The sequence below is a fragment of the Pseudomonas sp. zfem004 genome (assembly GCF_032621715.1).
GTDB lineage: Bacteria > Pseudomonadota > Gammaproteobacteria > Pseudomonadales > Pseudomonadaceae > Aquipseudomonas > Aquipseudomonas sichuanensis.
Window position 1 is genome coordinate 139,050 of record NZ_JAVYJF010000003.1, and the last position, 15,599, is coordinate 154,648.

Sequence of the window (15,599 nt, forward strand, 5' to 3'; positions counted from 1 at the left end):
CTTCGGTGTAGCGGAGGATCAGGCGATCAATTTTCGGCGCAGGGTAAGAATGGTCTGTGAGTCGAGGTTCAGGCCTGTAGCCAGATAGCGTTGGATGTCGCCGTAGCGGGAGTGAACCTCGTCAAGGCCTGCTTGCAGATAGCTGGCATCCACCGTCATGCCGGGTGCGTACAAGGCGGCCATGGCCGGGGGCAGTGTGGCCAGCTTGCGTGCCACTCGCTCGGCGGTATAGGCATTGGTGGCCAGGTAGTCGCCCATGATCGTGGCATCGTCGGCACCCGCAATGCTCTGCAGAAGGGCTGCGACCCACCCGGTCCTGTCCTTGCCGGAAGCGCAGTGAAAGATTGCCGGGCCATCGCATCGGGCGAGTTCGGTGAGCAGCGTGCCGAGCTTCTCCCGAACCTGCGGATTGGCGACGAATGCTTTGTTGGCGCCTTGCATCAGCGCTACCACATCGGCGGGGCTTTCGATTTTCAGCTCTTCGGCTTCTGGGCCGGTCATGTGGCTTTTCAGGACGTCGATCTGCCTGTAGGCGGCGCCGTCCGGCAGCAGGTCGGGCTCGTTGGCGATTTCATTGGTAGTGCGCAGATCGAAAACATGGGAGATGCCCAGGCTGCTCATGGCCTGCCAGTCCTCGTCATTGGTGGTGAGTGCATTGGCGCGATAGAACATGCCGGGCCTCATCGGCCCGTTGCTGGTCTGGTAGGCGTGGTGGGTGCCGGCGACGTCGCGAAAGTTGTCGACGCTGCCAAGCCTCGGGGTATTCAGGTAAGCGGCTTCGATGCCTTGGAGTGTTTGGGGCAGGGTGCTGTGCAAAAACATGTGTAGCCTCGTATTCACTGGATTGAAGAGGCTAGGTTGCCGGGCGCGGAGTGACCGGAAGAGAGGTAATAACGGTGTGCTTCGATAGGAAAAATCGACGTGGATAGAAGGAGCGTTCTTGAAGGAGGGGTGTGTTTCCCTGCTTGAAACAAGGGCACCGCGTCAGCGGTGCCCTTATTTTCAGTTACTGCGGCAGGCGTCGGCGATAGCTGCTGCCAACTGCTCCAGGCGCTGGGTATCCGCGCCGGCGATGTTCGCCCGGCCGGTGCCGACCATGTATACGCTGTGCTTTTCCCGCAGCAGGCGTACCTGTTGCGGATTCAGCCCGGTATACGAGAACATCCCGCGTTGCGCGGCAATGTGCGCGAAGCGCTCGGCCAAGCCGTGTGGCGCAAGAGCCTGCACCAGGCCCTCACGAAGCTCGGCGATGCGCTGGCGCATGGCGTCGACTTCTTCGACCCACAGCGCCTTGAGCGCCGGATCGCCGAGAATCTCGGCTACCACCGCGGCGCCGTGGTCCGGTGGCGTCGACCACAGGTTGCGGGCAAGCAGCGCCAGCTGGCTGCGCACGTCCTGCAGTTTCTCGGCGTCGTGGCTGCACACCAGCAGGGCGCCGGTGCGGTCGCGATACAGGCCGAAGTTCTTCGAGCAGGAGCTGGTGATCAGCAGTTCCGGCAGTTCGGCGGCGAACAGGCGCACCGCCCAGGCGTCTTGTTCCAGGCCATCGCCGAAACCCTGGTAGGCGAAGTCGATCAGCGGCAGCAGGTTGCGCCGCTTGACGATCTCCAGCACCGCGCGCCAATCGTCCTGGCCCAGGTCGAAACCGGTGGGGTTGTGGCAGCAGGCGTGCAGCAGTACCACATCGCCGTGCGGCGCCTGCTCCAGGGCGGCGAGCATGCCGGCGACGTCCAGGCGATTGTCCGCGCCCACATAGGGGTAGTGCGACACCTTCAGGCCAGCGCCGGCAAAGATCGTCTCGTGGATCGGCCAGGTCGGGTCACTCAGCCACAGACCGCGGCCCGGCAGGCAGTGGGCGATGAATTCCGCCGCCAGGCGCAGTGCGCCGGTGCCACCCGGGGTCTGGGTGGCGCCGGCGCGCTGGCTGGCCAGCAGCGGCGAAGCGTTGCCCAGCACCAGTTCGCTGATCAGGCGGCCAAAGGCTGCGTCGCCGTGGCCGCCGATGTAGCTTTTGCTGGCTTGCTGGGCGATCAGGCGTTGTTCAGCCTGTTTGACCGCCGAAGGGATCGGCGTCAGGCCCTGGGCGTCCTTGAACACACCGACACCCAGGTCGAACTTGGCCGGATTGTCATCGCGCGCGTAGGCCTCCATCAGCCCGAGGATCGGGTCGCCAGGGACCCGTCCGATCGCCGCGAAGTGCATCACTTGCGCCCTTCGGCGGTCTCGGCGACCTTGTCGGTGCGCGCGCACATGATGAAATCGTTGCGGTGCAGGCCTTTGATCGAGTGGCTCCACCAGGTCACGGTGACCTTGCCCCACTCGGTCATCAGGCCAGGGTGGTGGCCTTCGGCTTCGGCGATTTCACCCACGGCGTTGGTGAAGGCCAGGGCGTGCTTGAAGTTCTTGAACAGGAATACGCGCTCGAGCTCCATGTGGCCGTCGCGCACTTCGATGTTCCAGTCCGGGATCTCGCGGATCAGTACCGCCAATTCTTCGTCGGAGACTTTCGGTGCATCGGCGCGGCAGGCTTCGCAGTGGGCTTGGTTCAAGGCATTCATGGTGAGTATTTTCCGTTTTGAGTTGTTATCGACGAAGGCGGCTCAGGCGGCGGCCTTGGGTGGAAACTTCGGTGCGTGCAGGCCCAGCTGCATGGCTTGGTGGACCATGGCCATGATGTCTTCGTGGGCCAGGTCGAACAGGCGCTTCATGTTCGGCAGGACGAAGTACAGGGGCTGCAGGATGTCGATGCGGTACGGCGTGCGCATGGCTTCGATCGGGTCGAAGGCCTGGTGCTCGGGCTCGCCGGACAGGCTGTAGACGGTCTCTTTCGGCGAGGAGAGGATGCCGCCGCCGTAGATCTTGCGACCTTGCGGGGTTTCCATCAGGCCGAATTCGATGGTCATCCAGTACAGCCGCGCCAGGTAAACGCGTTGTTCCTTGGTGGCTGCCAGGCCCAGCTTGCCGTAGGTGTGGGTGAACTCGGCAAAGAACGGGTTGGTCAGCAGCGGGCAGTGGCCGAAGATCTCGTGGAAGATGTCGGGCTCTTGCAGGTAGTCGAGTTCTTCCGGGGTGCGGATGAAGGTGGCGACCGGGAAGCGCTTGCTGGCCAGCAGTTCGAAGAAGGTCTGGAAGGGGATCAGTGCCGGCACGCGGGCAACCTGCCAGCCGGTGGTGGCGCCGAGCACCTTGTTGACTTCGCCCAGCTGCGGGATGCGGTCATGGGGCAGCTTGAGCTGCTCGATACCGTCCAGGTATTCCTGGCAGGCCCGGCCTTCGATGACTTTCAGCTGGCGGGTAATCAGGGTGTTCCACACCGCGTGCTCTTGCTGCGGGTAGTCGATAAACCCTTGCGCATCGGGCTCGCGGGCCACGTATTGCGTCTGTTTCATGCGGCGCTCCTGGTGAGGGCTTTCTTGTTATGTGCAGGACATGCATTAGGAATATCCCTACATCCGCCACTTTGCACGGGGTCGCGGGCTGCTATTGGGCCTGTGCGGTGTCGGTTTTTGTAACGATTATTTTACAAAAGCCCTGTCATCCCGGAAAATCACGCACATCGAGCTGGCCATCAAGTGGATTTTGTCAGCTTATCTTTACGACTTTTCCGCGTGCCGAAGAAAAACTTCGGCCGCTTCGAGAGCTTTCATGCGTATCAAAGTGCACTGCCAGAACCGTATCGGGATCCTGCGCGACATCCTCAACCTGTTGGTGGAGTACGGCATCAACGTGCTGCGCGGCGAGGTGGGGGGCGATCATGGCAACGCCATCTATCTGCACTGCCCGAACCTGATCAACATTCAGTTCCAGGCCTTGCGGCCGAAGTTCGAAGCGATCGCCGGGGTGTTCGGGGTCAAGCGGGTCGGGTTGATGCCCAGCGAGCGCCGGCACATGGAGCTCAATGCCTTGCTCGGGGCGCTGGACTTCCCGGTGCTGTCCATCGACATGGGCGGCAGCATCGTGGCCGCCAACCGCAGCGCGGCGCAGTTGCTCGGGGTGCGGGTTGATGAAGTGCCGGGCCTGCCGCTTTCGCGCTATGTCGAGGACTTCGACCTGCCGGAGTTGGTGCGCGCCAACAAGTCGCGCATCAACGGCCTGCGCATCAAGGTCAAGGGTGACGTGTTCCTGGCCGACATCGCGCCGCTGCAGTCGGAGCACGACGAAAGCGAGGCGCTGGCCGGCGCGGTATTGACCCTGCACCGCGCCGACCGCATCGGCGAGCGCATCTACAACGTGCGCAAGCAGGAGCTGCGCGGGTTCGACAGCATCTTCCAGAGCTCGCGCGTGATGGCGGCGGTGGTGCGTGAGGCCCGGCGCATGGCGCCGTTGGATGCGCCGCTGCTGATCGAGGGCGAGACCGGCACCGGCAAGGAGCTGCTGGCCCGCGCCTGTCACCTGGCCAGCCCGCGTGGCCAGGCGCCATTGATGGCGCTCAACTGCGCCGGCCTGCCGGAGTCGATGGCCGAAACCGAACTGTTCGGCTACGGGCCGGGGGCGTTCGAGGGCGCGCGTGCCGAAGGCAAGCTCGGGCTGCTGGAGCTGACCGCAGGCGGCACCTTGTTCCTCGACGGGGTAGGGGAGATGAGCCCGCGTCTGCAGGTGAAGCTGCTGCGCTTCCTGCAGGACGGTTGCTTCCGTCGGGTGGGTAGCGACGAGGAGGTTTACCTGGACGTACGGGTGATCTGTGCCACCCAAGTGGACCTGTCCGAGCTGTGTGCCCGGGGGGAGTTCCGCCAGGATCTTTACCACCGGCTCAACGTACTGTCGCTGCACATCCCGCCGCTGCGCGAGTGCATGGATGGGCTGGAGGGGCTGGTGCAGCACTTTCTCGACCAGGCCAGCCGGCAGATTGGTTGCCCGATGCCGCGGCTGGCGCCGGCCGCGATGGACAAGCTCAGTCAGTACCATTGGCCGGGCAACGTTCGGCAACTGGAGAACGTATTGTTCCAGGCCGTGTCGCTGTGCGAGGGCGGGGTGGTGAAGAGCGAACATATCCGCTTGCCGGATTATGGTGCGCGCCAACCGTTGGGCGAGTTTTCACTGGACGGTGATCTTGCACAGATTGTCGGGCGTTTTGAAAAGGCGGTACTTGAAAGTTTGATGAGTGAATATTCAAGTAGTCGGGCGTTGGGTAAAAGATTGGGGGTTTCACATACGACAATTGCCAACAAGTTGCGTGATTATTCACTTAATAAGTCGGTAGATTGAGTTCGGGATTTTATAAGTCGTAATACGCATCGCGGGGCAAGCCCGCTCCCACAAAAGCCTGTACAAGGCTCGTGGGAGAGGGCTTGCCCCGCGATGGGCCCCAGTGGGGCCCTAATTCACGGGATCAGCCGTTGGAACAACCGTTGCCCATCACGCGGTATTCGAGAATGTGCTTCTGGCCCTGGGAGTCCTCGTAGGTCATACGGGCCGGCACCACTTCGCAGACATTGGGCACTTCGCTCATGGAAATAACGCGGGCGATGTCCAGGTGCTGCGAATAACTGTACTGTTCAACCGGAATCTGCTCGGCATCTTTTGCCTCGCCGGCCAGTGCCGCGCCGCAAAGACTGCCAAGTACCAATACCAGTAAAGCTTTCATTTTCTATTTACCTGTCTAAGGTCGTGAGGGGGCACGCGGCGCTTGTGGCGCCGCGAGTACAACGGTTGTTCAACTATCAGGATGAGGTGCGGATCAACTTTGCCTTCGTGGGGGCTGTAACCAGAAGTTAATCGCGTTGCCGTTGCTGGCGAGTTGAATTTTAGGAGGGTGGCCGCAGCCGAAACAGATGGGGTTTTGATAAAGTCTTTTGACAGAATCTGTAACAATCCCTTGGCAGCATGCTCCGGTTTTTCTCGTGGATGGCTGTGTGCCATGAGTTAGAGCGGTCGAGCCTGATGGGGCGGTCTTCGCTGGGGCGCGTTACTACCAACGTCGAATGGCTTTTGCCGCTCTGGTACAGTTACAAACGGTTCCATACAAAAACAACTATTACACCGAGGTAACACAGATGAGTGCGGCTCCACTGTATCCCGTTCGTCCCGAGGTTGCGGCCACTACCCTGACCGACGAGGCCACCTACAAGGCCATGTACCAGCAGTCTGTGATCAACCCGGACGGCTTCTGGCGCGAGCAGGCCCAGCGCCTGGACTGGATCAAGCCCTTCACCAAGGTCAAGCAGACCTCGTTCGACGACCACCATGTCGATATCAAGTGGTTTGCCGACGGCACTCTGAACGTTTCCTCCAACTGCCTGGACCGCCACCTCGAAGAGCGCGGCGACCAGTTGGCGATCATCTGGGAGGGCGACGACCCTTCCGAGCACCGCAACATTACCTACCGCGAGCTCCACGAGCAGGTCTGCAAGTTCGCCAACGCCCTGCGTGGCCAGGACGTGCACCGTGGTGACGTGGTCACCATCTATATGCCGATGATCCCCGAGGCGGTGGTGGCCATGCTGGCCTGTGCCCGTATCGGCGCGATCCACTCGGTGGTGTTCGGTGGCTTCTCGCCGGAGGCCCTGGCCGGGCGCATCATCGACTGCAAGTCGAAAGTGGTGATCACCGCAGACGAAGGCGTGCGCGGCGGCCGTCGTACCCCGCTCAAGGGCAACGTCGACCTGGCCCTGACCAACCCTGAAACCAGCAGCGTACAGAAGATCATCGTGTGCAAGCGCACCGGCGGCGACATCGCCTGGCACCAGCACCGCGACATCTGGTACGAGGACCTGATGAAGGTCGCCTCCAGCCACTGTGCGCCGAAAGAGATGGGGGCCGAAGAAGCACTGTTCATCCTTTATACCTCCGGCTCCACCGGCAAGCCGAAGGGTGTGCTGCACACCACCGGTGGTTACCTGGTGTATGCCGCGCTGACCCATGAGCGGGTGTTCGACTACCGCCCGGGCGAGGTGTACTGGTGCACCGCCGACGTGGGCTGGGTCACTGGCCACAGCTACATCGTCTATGGCCCGCTGGCCAATGGTGCTACCACGCTGCTGTTCGAAGGTGTGCCGAACTACCCGGACATTACTCGCGTGTCGAAAATCGTCGACAAGCACAAGGTCAATATCCTCTACACCGCGCCGACCGCGATCCGCGCCATGATGGCCGAGGGCGAAGCCGCAGTGGCCGGCGCCGACGGTTCCAGCCTGCGCCTGCTGGGTTCGGTGGGCGAGCCGATCAACCCCGAGGCCTGGAACTGGTACTACAAGACCGTCGGCAAGCAGCGCTGCCCGATCGTCGACACCTGGTGGCAGACCGAGACCGGTGGTGTGCTGATCAGCCCGCTGCCGGGCGCCACCGCGCTCAAGCCGGGTTCGGCGACCCGCCCGTTCTTCGGTGTGGTGCCAGCCTTGGTGGACAACCTCGGGAACCTGATCGACGGCGCGGCCGAAGGCAACCTGGTGATTCTCGATTCGTGGCCGGGTCAGTCGCGCTCGCTGTATGGCGACCACGACCGCTTTGTCGACACCTACTTCAAGACTTTCCGTGGCATGTACTTCACCGGTGACGGCGCCCGTCGCGACGAGGATGGCTACTACTGGATCACCGGCCGGGTGGATGACGTGCTGAACGTGTCCGGCCACCGCATGGGCACCGCCGAGATCGAAAGCGCCATGGTTGCCCACCCGAAAGTGGCCGAGGCCGCGGTGGTGGGTGTGCCGCACGACATCAAGGGGCAGGGCATCTATGTCTATGTCACCCTCAATGCTGGCGAGGAATCGAGCGAGCAACTGCGCCTGGAGCTGAAGAACTGGGTGCGCAAGGAGATCGGCCCGATCGCTTCGCCGGACGTGATCCAGTGGGCGCCGGGGCTGCCGAAAACCCGTTCGGGCAAGATCATGCGCCGCATCCTGCGCAAGATTGCCACGGCCGAGTACGACGCGCTGGGTGATATCTCCACCCTGGCCGACCCAGGCGTGGTGCAGCACCTGATCGATACCCACAAGGCGATGAGCCTGGCTTCGGCCTGATCCACCGGATCGCGGGGCAAGCCCGCTCCCACGACCCAAATCTGCGTGGGAGCGGCGGTTCGCCGATGCGACTTGCCCCGCGATTGCTTCCCATCAATGCAAACCCCGCCGGGCAACCGGCGGGGTTTTTGCTTTACTGAATGGACTGTTACCCGACATTCATCGGTAACCGTGGCTGTAGGTGATTTCGCACAGAAATGGGGCTTGTGGAAACATCCCTGACACATCGCGGTGCGATTTTTCAGCCATTTTGTGCAGCGTGGCACGCTGCACTTGCCGGAATACAAGGGTTTGCCAATAATAGGCGCGCTTATTGCTTTGGATATAGGTTATTTCTCTTTTGCTCTTGCATAATCAGCGAGAGCTGTCAATATCGCCCGCCGCGGTTTCAAGCGCTTCTGTAACTAGTTGTCGCTTTGAAGAAATATCGACTACCGGGCTGTCGCTAAAATGCCACTCACTCGCTCGTGGTCTGCGACCTTGGTCGAAACCTGCGCGGCTCGCGTTGTACCCATTCGCATATCGGGCAGCCGTTACACCTGCCTTGTATTGCCCCGTACCGATGGAGTTACCTGATGAAGAAGCTTGCACTGCTTGGCGCCCTGGCGCTTTCCGTGTTTTCCCTGGTATCGCAGGCCGATGAGAAGCCGCTGAAGATCGGTATCGAAGCCGCCTACCCACCCTTCGCCTTCAAGCAACCCGACGGCAGCATCGCCGGCTTCGACTACGACATCGGCAACGCCCTGTGCGAAGAGATGAAAGCCAAGTGCACCTGGGTCGAGCAGGAATTCGATGGCCTGATCCCGGCGCTGAAAGTGCGCAAGATCGACGCCATCCTGTCGTCCATGTCGATCACTGACGATCGCAAGAAGTCGGTCGACTTCACCAAGCGCTACTACCTCACTCCGGCTCGCCTGGTGATGAAGGAAGGTTCCACTGTCAGCGCCAGCCTGGATGAACTCAAGGGCAAGAAGATTGGTGTTCAGCGTGGCTCGATCCACGACCGCTTCGCCAAGGAAGTCCTGGCCCCGAAAGGCGCCACTGTCGTCCCATACGGCACCCAGAACGAAATTTACCTGGACGTGGCGGCCGGTCGCCTCGACGGCACCGTGGCCGACGCCACCCTGCTCGAAGACGGCTTCCTGAAAACCGACGCCGGCAAGGGCTTCGCCTTCGTCGGCCCGTCGTTCACCGATGTGAAGTACTTCGGTGATGGCGTGGGTATCGCCGTGCGCAAGGGTGACGACGCCAACCGTGAGCGCATCAACAAGGCCATCGACGCGATCCGCGCCAACGGCAAGTACAAAGAGATCGAGAAGAAGTACTTCAACTTCGACATCTACGGCCCAGACGCTCAGTAAGACGTCGGGTTTCACCTGTGCAATGGTGCAAACAGCAGAATCTCTGAGGTTTGCACCATTTTTCATTCCCAAGCCCTGAGGAATTGCAATCATGTTGAAAGGCTATGGGGCAGTCATCCTCGATGGGGCGTGGCTGACGCTGCAGCTCGCCCTGTCGTCGATGGCCCTGGCCATCGTCCTCGGCCTGATCGGTGTGGCGCTGCGCTTGTCGCCGGTGCGCTGGTTGGCCTGGCTGGGTGACCTGTATTCCACGGTGATCCGTGGCATCCCTGACCTGGTGTTGATCCTGCTGATCTTCTACGGCGGCCAGGACCTGCTCAACCGGCTGGCGCCGCTGCTGGGCTATGACGACTATATCGACCTGAACCCGCTGGTGGCCGGTATCGGCACCCTGGGCTTCATCTTCGGGGCCTATCTGTCGGAAACCTTCCGCGGCGCCTTCCTGGGCATCCCCAAGGGGCAGGCCGAGGCCGGTGCGGCGTATGGCATGAGCAACCTGCAGGTGTTCTTCCGCATCATGGTGCCGCAGATGATTCGCCTGGCGATCCCGGGTTTCACCAACAACTGGCTGGTGCTGACCAAGGCGACCGCGCTGATTTCGGTGGTCGGCCTGCAGGACATGATGTTCAAGGCCAAGCAGGCGGCCGATGCCACCCGCGAACCCTTCACCTTCTTCCTGGCGGTGGCGGCGCTGTACCTGGTATTGACCAGTGTCTCGCTGCTGGCGTTGAAGTACCTCGAGAAGCGCTACTCGGTTGGCGTCAAGGTGGTTGAACTATGATCTTTGACTACAACGTCATCTGGGAAGCCATGCCGCTGTACCTGGGCGGCCTGCTGACCACGCTGAAGCTGCTGGCGCTTTCGCTGCTGTTCGGCCTGCTGGCGGCCATTCCGCTGGGCTTGATGCGGGTTTCCAAGCAGCCGGTGGTGAACATGACCGCCTGGCTGTACACCTACGTCATTCGCGGCACGCCGATGCTGGTGCAGCTGTTCCTGATCTACTACGGCCTGGCCCAGTTCGAGGCGGTGCGCGAAAGCTTCCTGTGGCCGTGGCTGTCCAGCGCGACCTTCTGCGCCTGCCTGGCGTTTGCCATCAACACCAGCGCCTACACCGCCGAGATCATCGCCGGCAGCCTCAAGGCCACGCCCCATGGCGAGATCGAGGCGGCCAAGGCAGTCGGCATGTCGCGCTTCAAGATGTACCGTCGCATCCTGCTGCCGTCGGCCCTGCGCCGGGCGTTGCCGCAGTACAGCAACGAGGTGATCATGATGCTGCAGACCACCAGCCTGGCGTCGATCGTAACCCTGATCGACATCACCGGTGCCGCGCGCACGGTCAATGCCCAGTACTACCTGCCTTTCGAGGCCTACATCACGGCGGGCGTGTTCTACCTGTGCCTGACCTTCATCCTGGTGCGCCTGTTCAAGATGGCCGAACGCCGCTGGCTCGGCTACCTGGCGCCGCGCAAGCACTGACCGCTCTGTGAGAACCGACAGCATGTACAAACTTCAAATCCAAGACCTGCACAAGCGCTACGGCAGCCACGAGGTGCTCAAGGGCATCTCCCTCGAAGCCAAGGCAGGCGACGTGATCAGCATCATCGGCTCCAGTGGCTCGGGCAAATCGACCTTCCTGCGTTGCATCAACATGCTCGAGCAGCCGCATGCGGGCCGGATCCTGCTCAACAATGAAGAGCTCAAGCTGGTGGCCGGCAAGGACGGCGCGCTCAAGGCCGCCGACCCGAAACAGCTGCAGCGCATGCGTTCGCGCCTGTCGATGGTGTTCCAGCACTTCAACCTGTGGTCGCACATGACTGCGCTGGAGAACGTCATCGAGGCCCCGGTGCACGTGCTGGGCGTGAACAAGAAGGAAGCGCTGGAAAAGGCCGAGCACTACCTGAACAAGGTCGGTGTCGCCCACCGCAAGGACGCATTCCCCGGGCACATGTCCGGCGGCGAGCAGCAGCGTGTGGCCATCGCCCGTGCCCTGGCCATGGAGCCCGAGGTGATGCTGTTCGACGAGCCGACGTCGGCACTGGACCCCGAGCTGGTGGGCGATGTGCTCAAGGTGATGCAGTCGCTGGCCCAGGAAGGCCGCACCATGGTGGTGGTCACCCACGAGATGGGCTTTGCCCGAGAGGTTTCCAACCAGCTGGTATTCCTGCACAAGGGCCTGGTGGAAGAGCGCGGCTGCCCGCGTGAAGTGCTGGTCAATCCGCAGTCCGAGCGACTCAAGCAGTTCCTCTCCGGCAGCCTCAAGTAAAGGCTGCACTTTGCACCATAATGGGGCATGCTGCGCTGCGCGCGCGGCATGCCTTGGCGCCACGAGCGCGAACCTTCCCCTCCAGGTTTCGGACCACGCCCTATGACCACCCAGCGAATCGGATTTCTCATCTGGCCCAGCACCAAGCCGCTGACCCTGGCGTTGGCCGACGAGGTGTTGCAGGTGGCCCAGCGGGTGCATCCGGACGTGGTCTACGAGCTGGTCTACTTGCAGGCCGAGGCCGGGCAGGAGGGCGCCTGGCGCCTGCCGGGCGAGGCCTGGAATGGCCGCTTGGAGGGCTGCCAGAAGTTGTTCCTGCTGGCCGACGAGCCGCCGGCGGCGATCAGTTCGGCGCTGTCGGCCGCACTCAAGCAGCTGGCGCGCAGTGGCTGCATGGTCGGCGGGCTGTCCGCCGGGGTCTATCCGCTGGCGTCGATGGGGCTGCTCGATGGGTACCGCGCTGCGGTGCACTGGCGTTGGCAGGACGATTTTGCCGAGCGGTTCCCCAAGGTGATTGCCACCAGCCACCTGTTCGATTGGGACCGGGATCGCCTGACCGCCTGCGGCGGCATGGCGGTGACCGACCTGTTGCTGGCGGTGCTGGCGCGTGACCACGGCGCCGAACTGGCGGGTGCGGTATCCGAAGAGCTGGTGGTCGAGCGTATTCGTGAAGGTGGTGAGCGCCAGCGTATCCCGCTGCAGAACCGCCTGGGTTCCAGCCATCCGAAGCTCACCCAGGCGGTGCTGCTGATGGAGGCCAATATCGAAGAGCCGCTGACCACCGACGAGATCGCCCAGCATGTGTGCGTGTCCCGTCGCCAGCTGGAGCGGATCTTCAAGCAGTACCTCAACCGGGTGCCGAGCCAGTATTACCTGGAGCTGCGCCTGAACAAGGCGCGGCAGATGCTGATGCAGACCAGCAAGTCGATCATCCAGATCGGCCTGTCGTGCGGGTTCTCCTCCGGGCCGCATTTCTCCAGTGCGTACCGCAACTTCTTTGGCGCCACGCCGCGTGAAGACCGCAACCAGCGGCGCAGCAGCAGCCCGTTCGAGCTGAGCTCGGCGCCGGCCGAGAAAGGCTGAGGTCGCTTGCTCAGCAGGCTCGGTCGATGCGCAGGTTGTGCATGTCCGGGCAGGCGGCGAGGATCCCGAGCGGTTCGTTTAGCAGGCGACGGGCCGTGCGGGCATAGAGTGGCGACCCAATGATGTCTTCGATGGGTTGCTCGGTAATATTGCCGAAAGCGATTTCGGGAAACTGCTTGGTCATTACCACCCGGCCGTCGATGTCGATATCCAGTTTCACGCCCATCTTGTAATAGGGATTTTCCGGCTGGTAGCGGCCCTGGTAATAATCCTGCAGTTGCTGGGGCGCGAGGTTCGGGCTGATCAGCACGGGAATCGTGCTGGGATGAGCCTTGATCCGGGCTATGGCGCCTTTGACCATGTTCAGATAATTGTCATCGAACTGGCCGAGATCGTAGCCGTCGGCCGAATGCGCCTGTTCGCCGTGTTCGGCGCAGAACTGGTTGAACTGTTTTCGGGCGGGCGCGTTGGCGATCCACAGGTGATTGAACACCATCCAGTCCACGCCCAGGGCCTCGCACTCTTCGATGATCGCTTCGCTGTGAAGCATGTTGCTGGCGAGCAGGGTCGATTCAACGCCGACTATCCAATCCAGGCCGTCGCGCTTGGCTTGGGCCAGGCGCCGAATGGCATCGGTGGTCACGGCATGGTAGCCATCGCCGCGTATGGCGTCGTGTACGGCCCTGGGGCCGTCGATCGAGATGAGGAAGGCCAGGCGGTCATGGTAGCGGCTCAAGGTGTCGAAGTGCTTGTCCAGCAGTGTGCCATTGGTGCAGATCACCATGGGGCAGCCCAGTTCTGCCAGGGTTTGCACGAAGCGGGAAAACTGTGGGTGGAGCATGGGTTCACCGCCCGTCAGCACGACTTCGCAAGGGTGTTGGCGGAGGAATTCGAACAGGTGATGGCACTCGTCGAACTCTAGGCGGGTTTTCTTCAGGTTGCGGTGGAAACCCGTGGCGCTGGCGTGGTCTATGCCGTCTTCGCGCCATTGGAAGCACATGGAACAGCGCAAATTGCAGGCGCTGAGCAGTTTCAGGGAAATCTTGGAGATGCCCTCGGTGCTGACCTGGCCGGTGTCTGCAAAGCCCTGGATGGCTGTTTTGAGGCGTTCGGCGCGTTCGATGTAGCGCGCCATGTAGCTGGCATTGCGCTGCAGAAAGCGCTGCCGGGCTGTGTCGCTGGGTACAGGCTGGGTAACTTCAGTGGTCCACATCGGAACGTTTCTCCATGCTCAGTAAGTAAGTGCTGATGGTCTGGGTGGCGTTTGTTGCGATCAGGGCGCGAGCGTTTCTGCTCAGGTGCACACCGCGGCTGGGGAGGCTGTCCAGGGCTTGGTTGAGCTGTTCGGGGGACGTCACGTCCAGTGCGGCGTCGTTATCGAGAAAATGCGCCGCATTGCAGCGTTCGTGCTCGGTGATTGGAGGGGCCAGCAGTAGCGGGCAGCCGTTCTGCGCGGCTTCGCTCAGGGTCAGGCCACCAGGCTTGGTGATGATCGCCCAGGCCTGGGCGTAGAGGGGGGTAAGGCCGGATTGTGTTGTGTGCAGTTGCAGGCGACCTGACTGAACGGCCTGGGCGTGCCGTTGCGCGAGTGTTTCGAGCAGGCCTGGATTGTCGCCGCACAGTGCAGTGACCCTGGTTACGGCGGGATGTGCCAGAGCCGGCTCGAGGCAATCGTAGGCGCTGCCAAGCCCCCATCCGCCACCGCAGACGAGCAGGTGGCCAGGTGAGGGGCGCGGGGTGGCCGGTGTGTGTTCCAGAGGGATGCCGAGTGGCAGCAGCGGTACGTTTCGTGCCCCAAGCCAGTCCAGCGTAGCGTTGTTCAGTCGTTGCGCAGTGATCAGTGCGTCGACCTCGATGCGCCAGCCTGGGGACGTGCAGTAGTCGCCGAGCACGCCCACGACCCGGTACCGCAGCCCAAGTCGGGAGCGCAGGTGCAAGAGAAAAAATGCCGCCAGGTAGCTGGTGGCCACCGCTACGCTGACCTGGCTGAGCGCTTGTCGCGCTTTCGGTGTCGGCCAGTGCAGCACGCCCAGCAGCCGGTACAGCAGGCGGAATCGCCAGGGCTGACGGAACCACAGGCTCAAGTTGTCCTGTTGCCGCTGGCAGTCGCTGCGGTAACGATCCAGCAACCTGTTGTGCAGCCACGCGGGGATGAGTTCGCGCAGCGAAATCACCGAGCTGCAATGCCCCGATGAGGCCAGCTCTGCCTGCAGTCGCCTGGCGATCACCAGTGGCCCGAGCCCGGCTTCGACATGCACCAGTGCAATGGTCGCGCTCACGCTGGGATGTGCCTGGCAGCGAGGCTGTCGCGCATTGCCTGTAGATCGATGAGTTGGATGCACATGTCGCTGCCCTGGCCATAGAAGTCTTTGAGCGTTGCGCTGTCGGTGGCGCCGAGCTTGCTCCAGATGGATTGCATGTTGCTTTTGCCGGGCGATGTGAAGGTTTCCACGTAGCCATGAGTGGCGTCGGTGTGCTGGAGGATGTGCAGGAGGGTGTCGAACTGAATGCGCATTTTCACCAGGCCTGGTAGAGAGCGTGCGGCGATGAAGAATCCGCCCCACACCACGTGCGGGGGGTCGCATCGGCGTTGCAGATAGCCGCACAGGCCAACCCGCTGGCCTTCGATGTGGTACTGGAAATAGCGTCGACCATCATCAATGCCGGCTGCTTGGCAGCGCACGTGGTACTGGCTTGTCGCCAGCGCCTCATGAGCCAGTTCTGTCGGCGCGTTAGCGTGTAGAAATGCCGGCAGTTGATCCAGGGTGAGCGCGCTGCGCTGTAGTCGTCCGGGGTTGGGGCGCGCTGCCATGCGGGCAAAATCGAAGCGCATTTGCTGGGGTCCTTGTAATAGCTTGATACGAGCGGCTGCTCAGTCATGCAGCGGGTAGATATGTTAAGGAGAGGAACTGGGCGCGAGATGTAAGGCGCACGCCC

Annotated in this window: 15 protein-coding genes; 7 read left to right on the forward strand and 8 right to left on the reverse strand. The window is 62.2% G+C overall.

From position 1 onward, the window contains the following. Nucleotides 1-18: 18 nt before the first annotated feature. The 4 genes from RTH46_RS04295 to phhA form a co-directional block, all read right to left on the reverse strand. Nucleotides 19-822 carry a tyrosine-protein phosphatase gene (locus RTH46_RS04295; RefSeq protein WP_316905111.1) on the reverse strand — a complete coding sequence of 268 codons (804 nt, stop codon included), beginning with the start codon at nucleotides 820-822 and terminating at the stop codon, nucleotides 19-21. Between the two features lie 180 nt (nucleotides 823-1,002). Further along, on the reverse strand, nucleotides 1,003-2,202 hold the full coding sequence (locus RTH46_RS04300) for an amino acid aminotransferase (RefSeq protein ID WP_153787639.1): 1,200 nt from the start codon (nucleotides 2,200-2,202) through the stop codon (nucleotides 1,003-1,005). Then, the gene (locus RTH46_RS04305) at nucleotides 2,202-2,558 is read right to left on the reverse strand and encodes a 4a-hydroxytetrahydrobiopterin dehydratase (protein WP_110991926.1); all 357 of its coding nucleotides are present in this window, start codon (nucleotides 2,556-2,558) and stop codon (nucleotides 2,202-2,204) included. The genes RTH46_RS04300 and RTH46_RS04305 overlap by 1 nt, the downstream gene beginning before the upstream one ends. Before the next feature lie 42 nt (nucleotides 2,559-2,600). Continuing rightward, nucleotides 2,601-3,389: a phenylalanine 4-monooxygenase gene (phhA, locus tag RTH46_RS04310; protein WP_153787638.1), complete on the reverse strand. Its 789-nt coding sequence runs from the start codon at nucleotides 3,387-3,389 to the stop codon at nucleotides 2,601-2,603. A 256-nt stretch (nucleotides 3,390-3,645) separates the two neighbouring features. Between phhA and RTH46_RS04315 the strand changes: the two genes are divergently transcribed. Further along, nucleotides 3,646-5,205, forward strand: a complete 1,560-nt coding sequence (locus RTH46_RS04315) for a sigma-54-dependent transcriptional regulator (protein WP_279845420.1) — start codon at nucleotides 3,646-3,648, stop codon at nucleotides 5,203-5,205. 124 nt (nucleotides 5,206-5,329) lie between these two features. Here RTH46_RS04315 and RTH46_RS04320 read toward each other — a convergent pair whose 3' ends face one another. Beyond that, nucleotides 5,330-5,584 (reverse strand): DUF2790 domain-containing protein, encoded by a 255-nt coding sequence (locus RTH46_RS04320; protein WP_125465032.1) that lies wholly within the window; start codon nucleotides 5,582-5,584, stop codon nucleotides 5,330-5,332. A gap of 409 nt (nucleotides 5,585-5,993) precedes the next feature. On the opposite strand from RTH46_RS04320, the gene acs reads away from it, so the two are divergent. From acs to argR, 6 genes are all read left to right on the forward strand, one after another. After that, the gene (gene acs / locus RTH46_RS04325) at nucleotides 5,994-7,955 is read left to right on the forward strand and encodes an acetate--CoA ligase (protein ID WP_110991923.1); all 1,962 of its coding nucleotides are present in this window, start codon (nucleotides 5,994-5,996) and stop codon (nucleotides 7,953-7,955) included. A gap of 575 nt (nucleotides 7,956-8,530) precedes the next feature. After that, entirely contained in the window at nucleotides 8,531-9,316 is a 786-nt protein-coding gene (locus RTH46_RS04330; protein ID WP_153787635.1) for an ABC transporter substrate-binding protein, read from the forward strand. A 91-nt stretch (nucleotides 9,317-9,407) separates the two neighbouring features. Further along, complete coding sequence (locus RTH46_RS04335) at nucleotides 9,408-10,097, forward strand: ABC transporter permease (RefSeq protein ID WP_110991921.1); 690 nt, start codon at nucleotides 9,408-9,410, stop codon at nucleotides 10,095-10,097. Continuing rightward, complete coding sequence (locus tag RTH46_RS04340) at nucleotides 10,094-10,792, forward strand: ABC transporter permease (protein WP_153787634.1); 699 nt, start codon at nucleotides 10,094-10,096, stop codon at nucleotides 10,790-10,792. Before RTH46_RS04335 ends, RTH46_RS04340 begins: the two co-directional genes overlap by 4 nt. A 22-nt stretch (nucleotides 10,793-10,814) precedes the next feature. Then, a complete protein-coding gene (locus RTH46_RS04345) occupies nucleotides 10,815-11,579 on the forward strand; it encodes an ABC transporter ATP-binding protein (RefSeq protein ID WP_110991919.1) in 765 nt (254 codons plus the stop codon). Between the two features lie 102 nt (nucleotides 11,580-11,681). After that, nucleotides 11,682-12,662 carry a transcriptional regulator ArgR gene (argR, locus tag RTH46_RS04350; RefSeq protein ID WP_153787633.1) on the forward strand — a complete coding sequence of 327 codons (981 nt, stop codon included), beginning with the start codon at nucleotides 11,682-11,684 and terminating at the stop codon, nucleotides 12,660-12,662. A 10-nt stretch (nucleotides 12,663-12,672) separates the two neighbouring features. Here argR and RTH46_RS04355 read toward each other — a convergent pair whose 3' ends face one another. The 3 genes from RTH46_RS04355 to RTH46_RS04365 are packed head-to-tail and all read right to left on the reverse strand — an operon-like array spanning nucleotide 12,673 to nucleotide 15,495. Continuing rightward, the gene (locus RTH46_RS04355) at nucleotides 12,673-13,875 is read right to left on the reverse strand and encodes a radical SAM protein (protein ID WP_153787632.1); all 1,203 of its coding nucleotides are present in this window, start codon (nucleotides 13,873-13,875) and stop codon (nucleotides 12,673-12,675) included. Next, a complete protein-coding gene (locus tag RTH46_RS04360; protein ID WP_316905112.1) occupies nucleotides 13,862-14,941 on the reverse strand; it encodes a hypothetical protein in 1,080 nt (359 codons plus the stop codon). Before RTH46_RS04360 ends, RTH46_RS04355 begins: the two co-directional genes overlap by 14 nt. After that, nucleotides 14,938-15,495: a hypothetical protein gene (locus RTH46_RS04365; RefSeq protein ID WP_153787630.1), complete on the reverse strand. Its 558-nt coding sequence runs from the start codon at nucleotides 15,493-15,495 to the stop codon at nucleotides 14,938-14,940. The genes RTH46_RS04360 and RTH46_RS04365 overlap by 4 nt, the downstream gene beginning before the upstream one ends. Nucleotides 15,496-15,599: the final 104 nt, after the last annotated feature.

Bases quoted from the DNA above. Each gene is read 5' to 3' on its own strand.
- phhA (WP_153787638.1), bottom strand. From the start codon at position 3,389: ATGAAACAGACGCAATACGTGGCCCGCGAGCCCGATGCGCAAGGGTTT.
- RTH46_RS04300 (WP_153787639.1), bottom strand. From the start codon at position 2,202: ATGCACTTCGCGGCGATCGGACGGGTCCCTGGCGACCCGATCCTCGGG.
- RTH46_RS04315 (WP_279845420.1), top strand. From the start codon at position 3,646: ATGCGTATCAAAGTGCACTGCCAGAACCGTATCGGGATCCTGCGCGAC.
- RTH46_RS04345 (WP_110991919.1), top strand. From the start codon at position 10,815: ATGTACAAACTTCAAATCCAAGACCTGCACAAGCGCTACGGCAGCCAC.
- RTH46_RS04320 (WP_125465032.1), bottom strand. From the start codon at position 5,584: ATGAAAGCTTTACTGGTATTGGTACTTGGCAGTCTTTGCGGCGCGGCA.
- RTH46_RS04295 (WP_316905111.1), bottom strand. From the start codon at position 822: ATGTTTTTGCACAGCACCCTGCCCCAAACACTCCAAGGCATCGAAGCC.
- acs (WP_110991923.1), top strand. From the start codon at position 5,994: ATGAGTGCGGCTCCACTGTATCCCGTTCGTCCCGAGGTTGCGGCCACT.
- RTH46_RS04355 (WP_153787632.1), bottom strand. From the start codon at position 13,875: ATGTGGACCACTGAAGTTACCCAGCCTGTACCCAGCGACACAGCCCGG.
- argR (WP_153787633.1), top strand. From the start codon at position 11,682: ATGACCACCCAGCGAATCGGATTTCTCATCTGGCCCAGCACCAAGCCG.
- RTH46_RS04340 (WP_153787634.1), top strand. From the start codon at position 10,094: ATGATCTTTGACTACAACGTCATCTGGGAAGCCATGCCGCTGTACCTG.
- RTH46_RS04305 (WP_110991926.1), bottom strand. From the start codon at position 2,558: ATGAATGCCTTGAACCAAGCCCACTGCGAAGCCTGCCGCGCCGATGCA.
- RTH46_RS04365 (WP_153787630.1), bottom strand. From the start codon at position 15,495: ATGCGCTTCGATTTTGCCCGCATGGCAGCGCGCCCCAACCCCGGACGA.
- RTH46_RS04330 (WP_153787635.1), top strand. From the start codon at position 8,531: ATGAAGAAGCTTGCACTGCTTGGCGCCCTGGCGCTTTCCGTGTTTTCC.
- RTH46_RS04335 (WP_110991921.1), top strand. From the start codon at position 9,408: ATGTTGAAAGGCTATGGGGCAGTCATCCTCGATGGGGCGTGGCTGACG.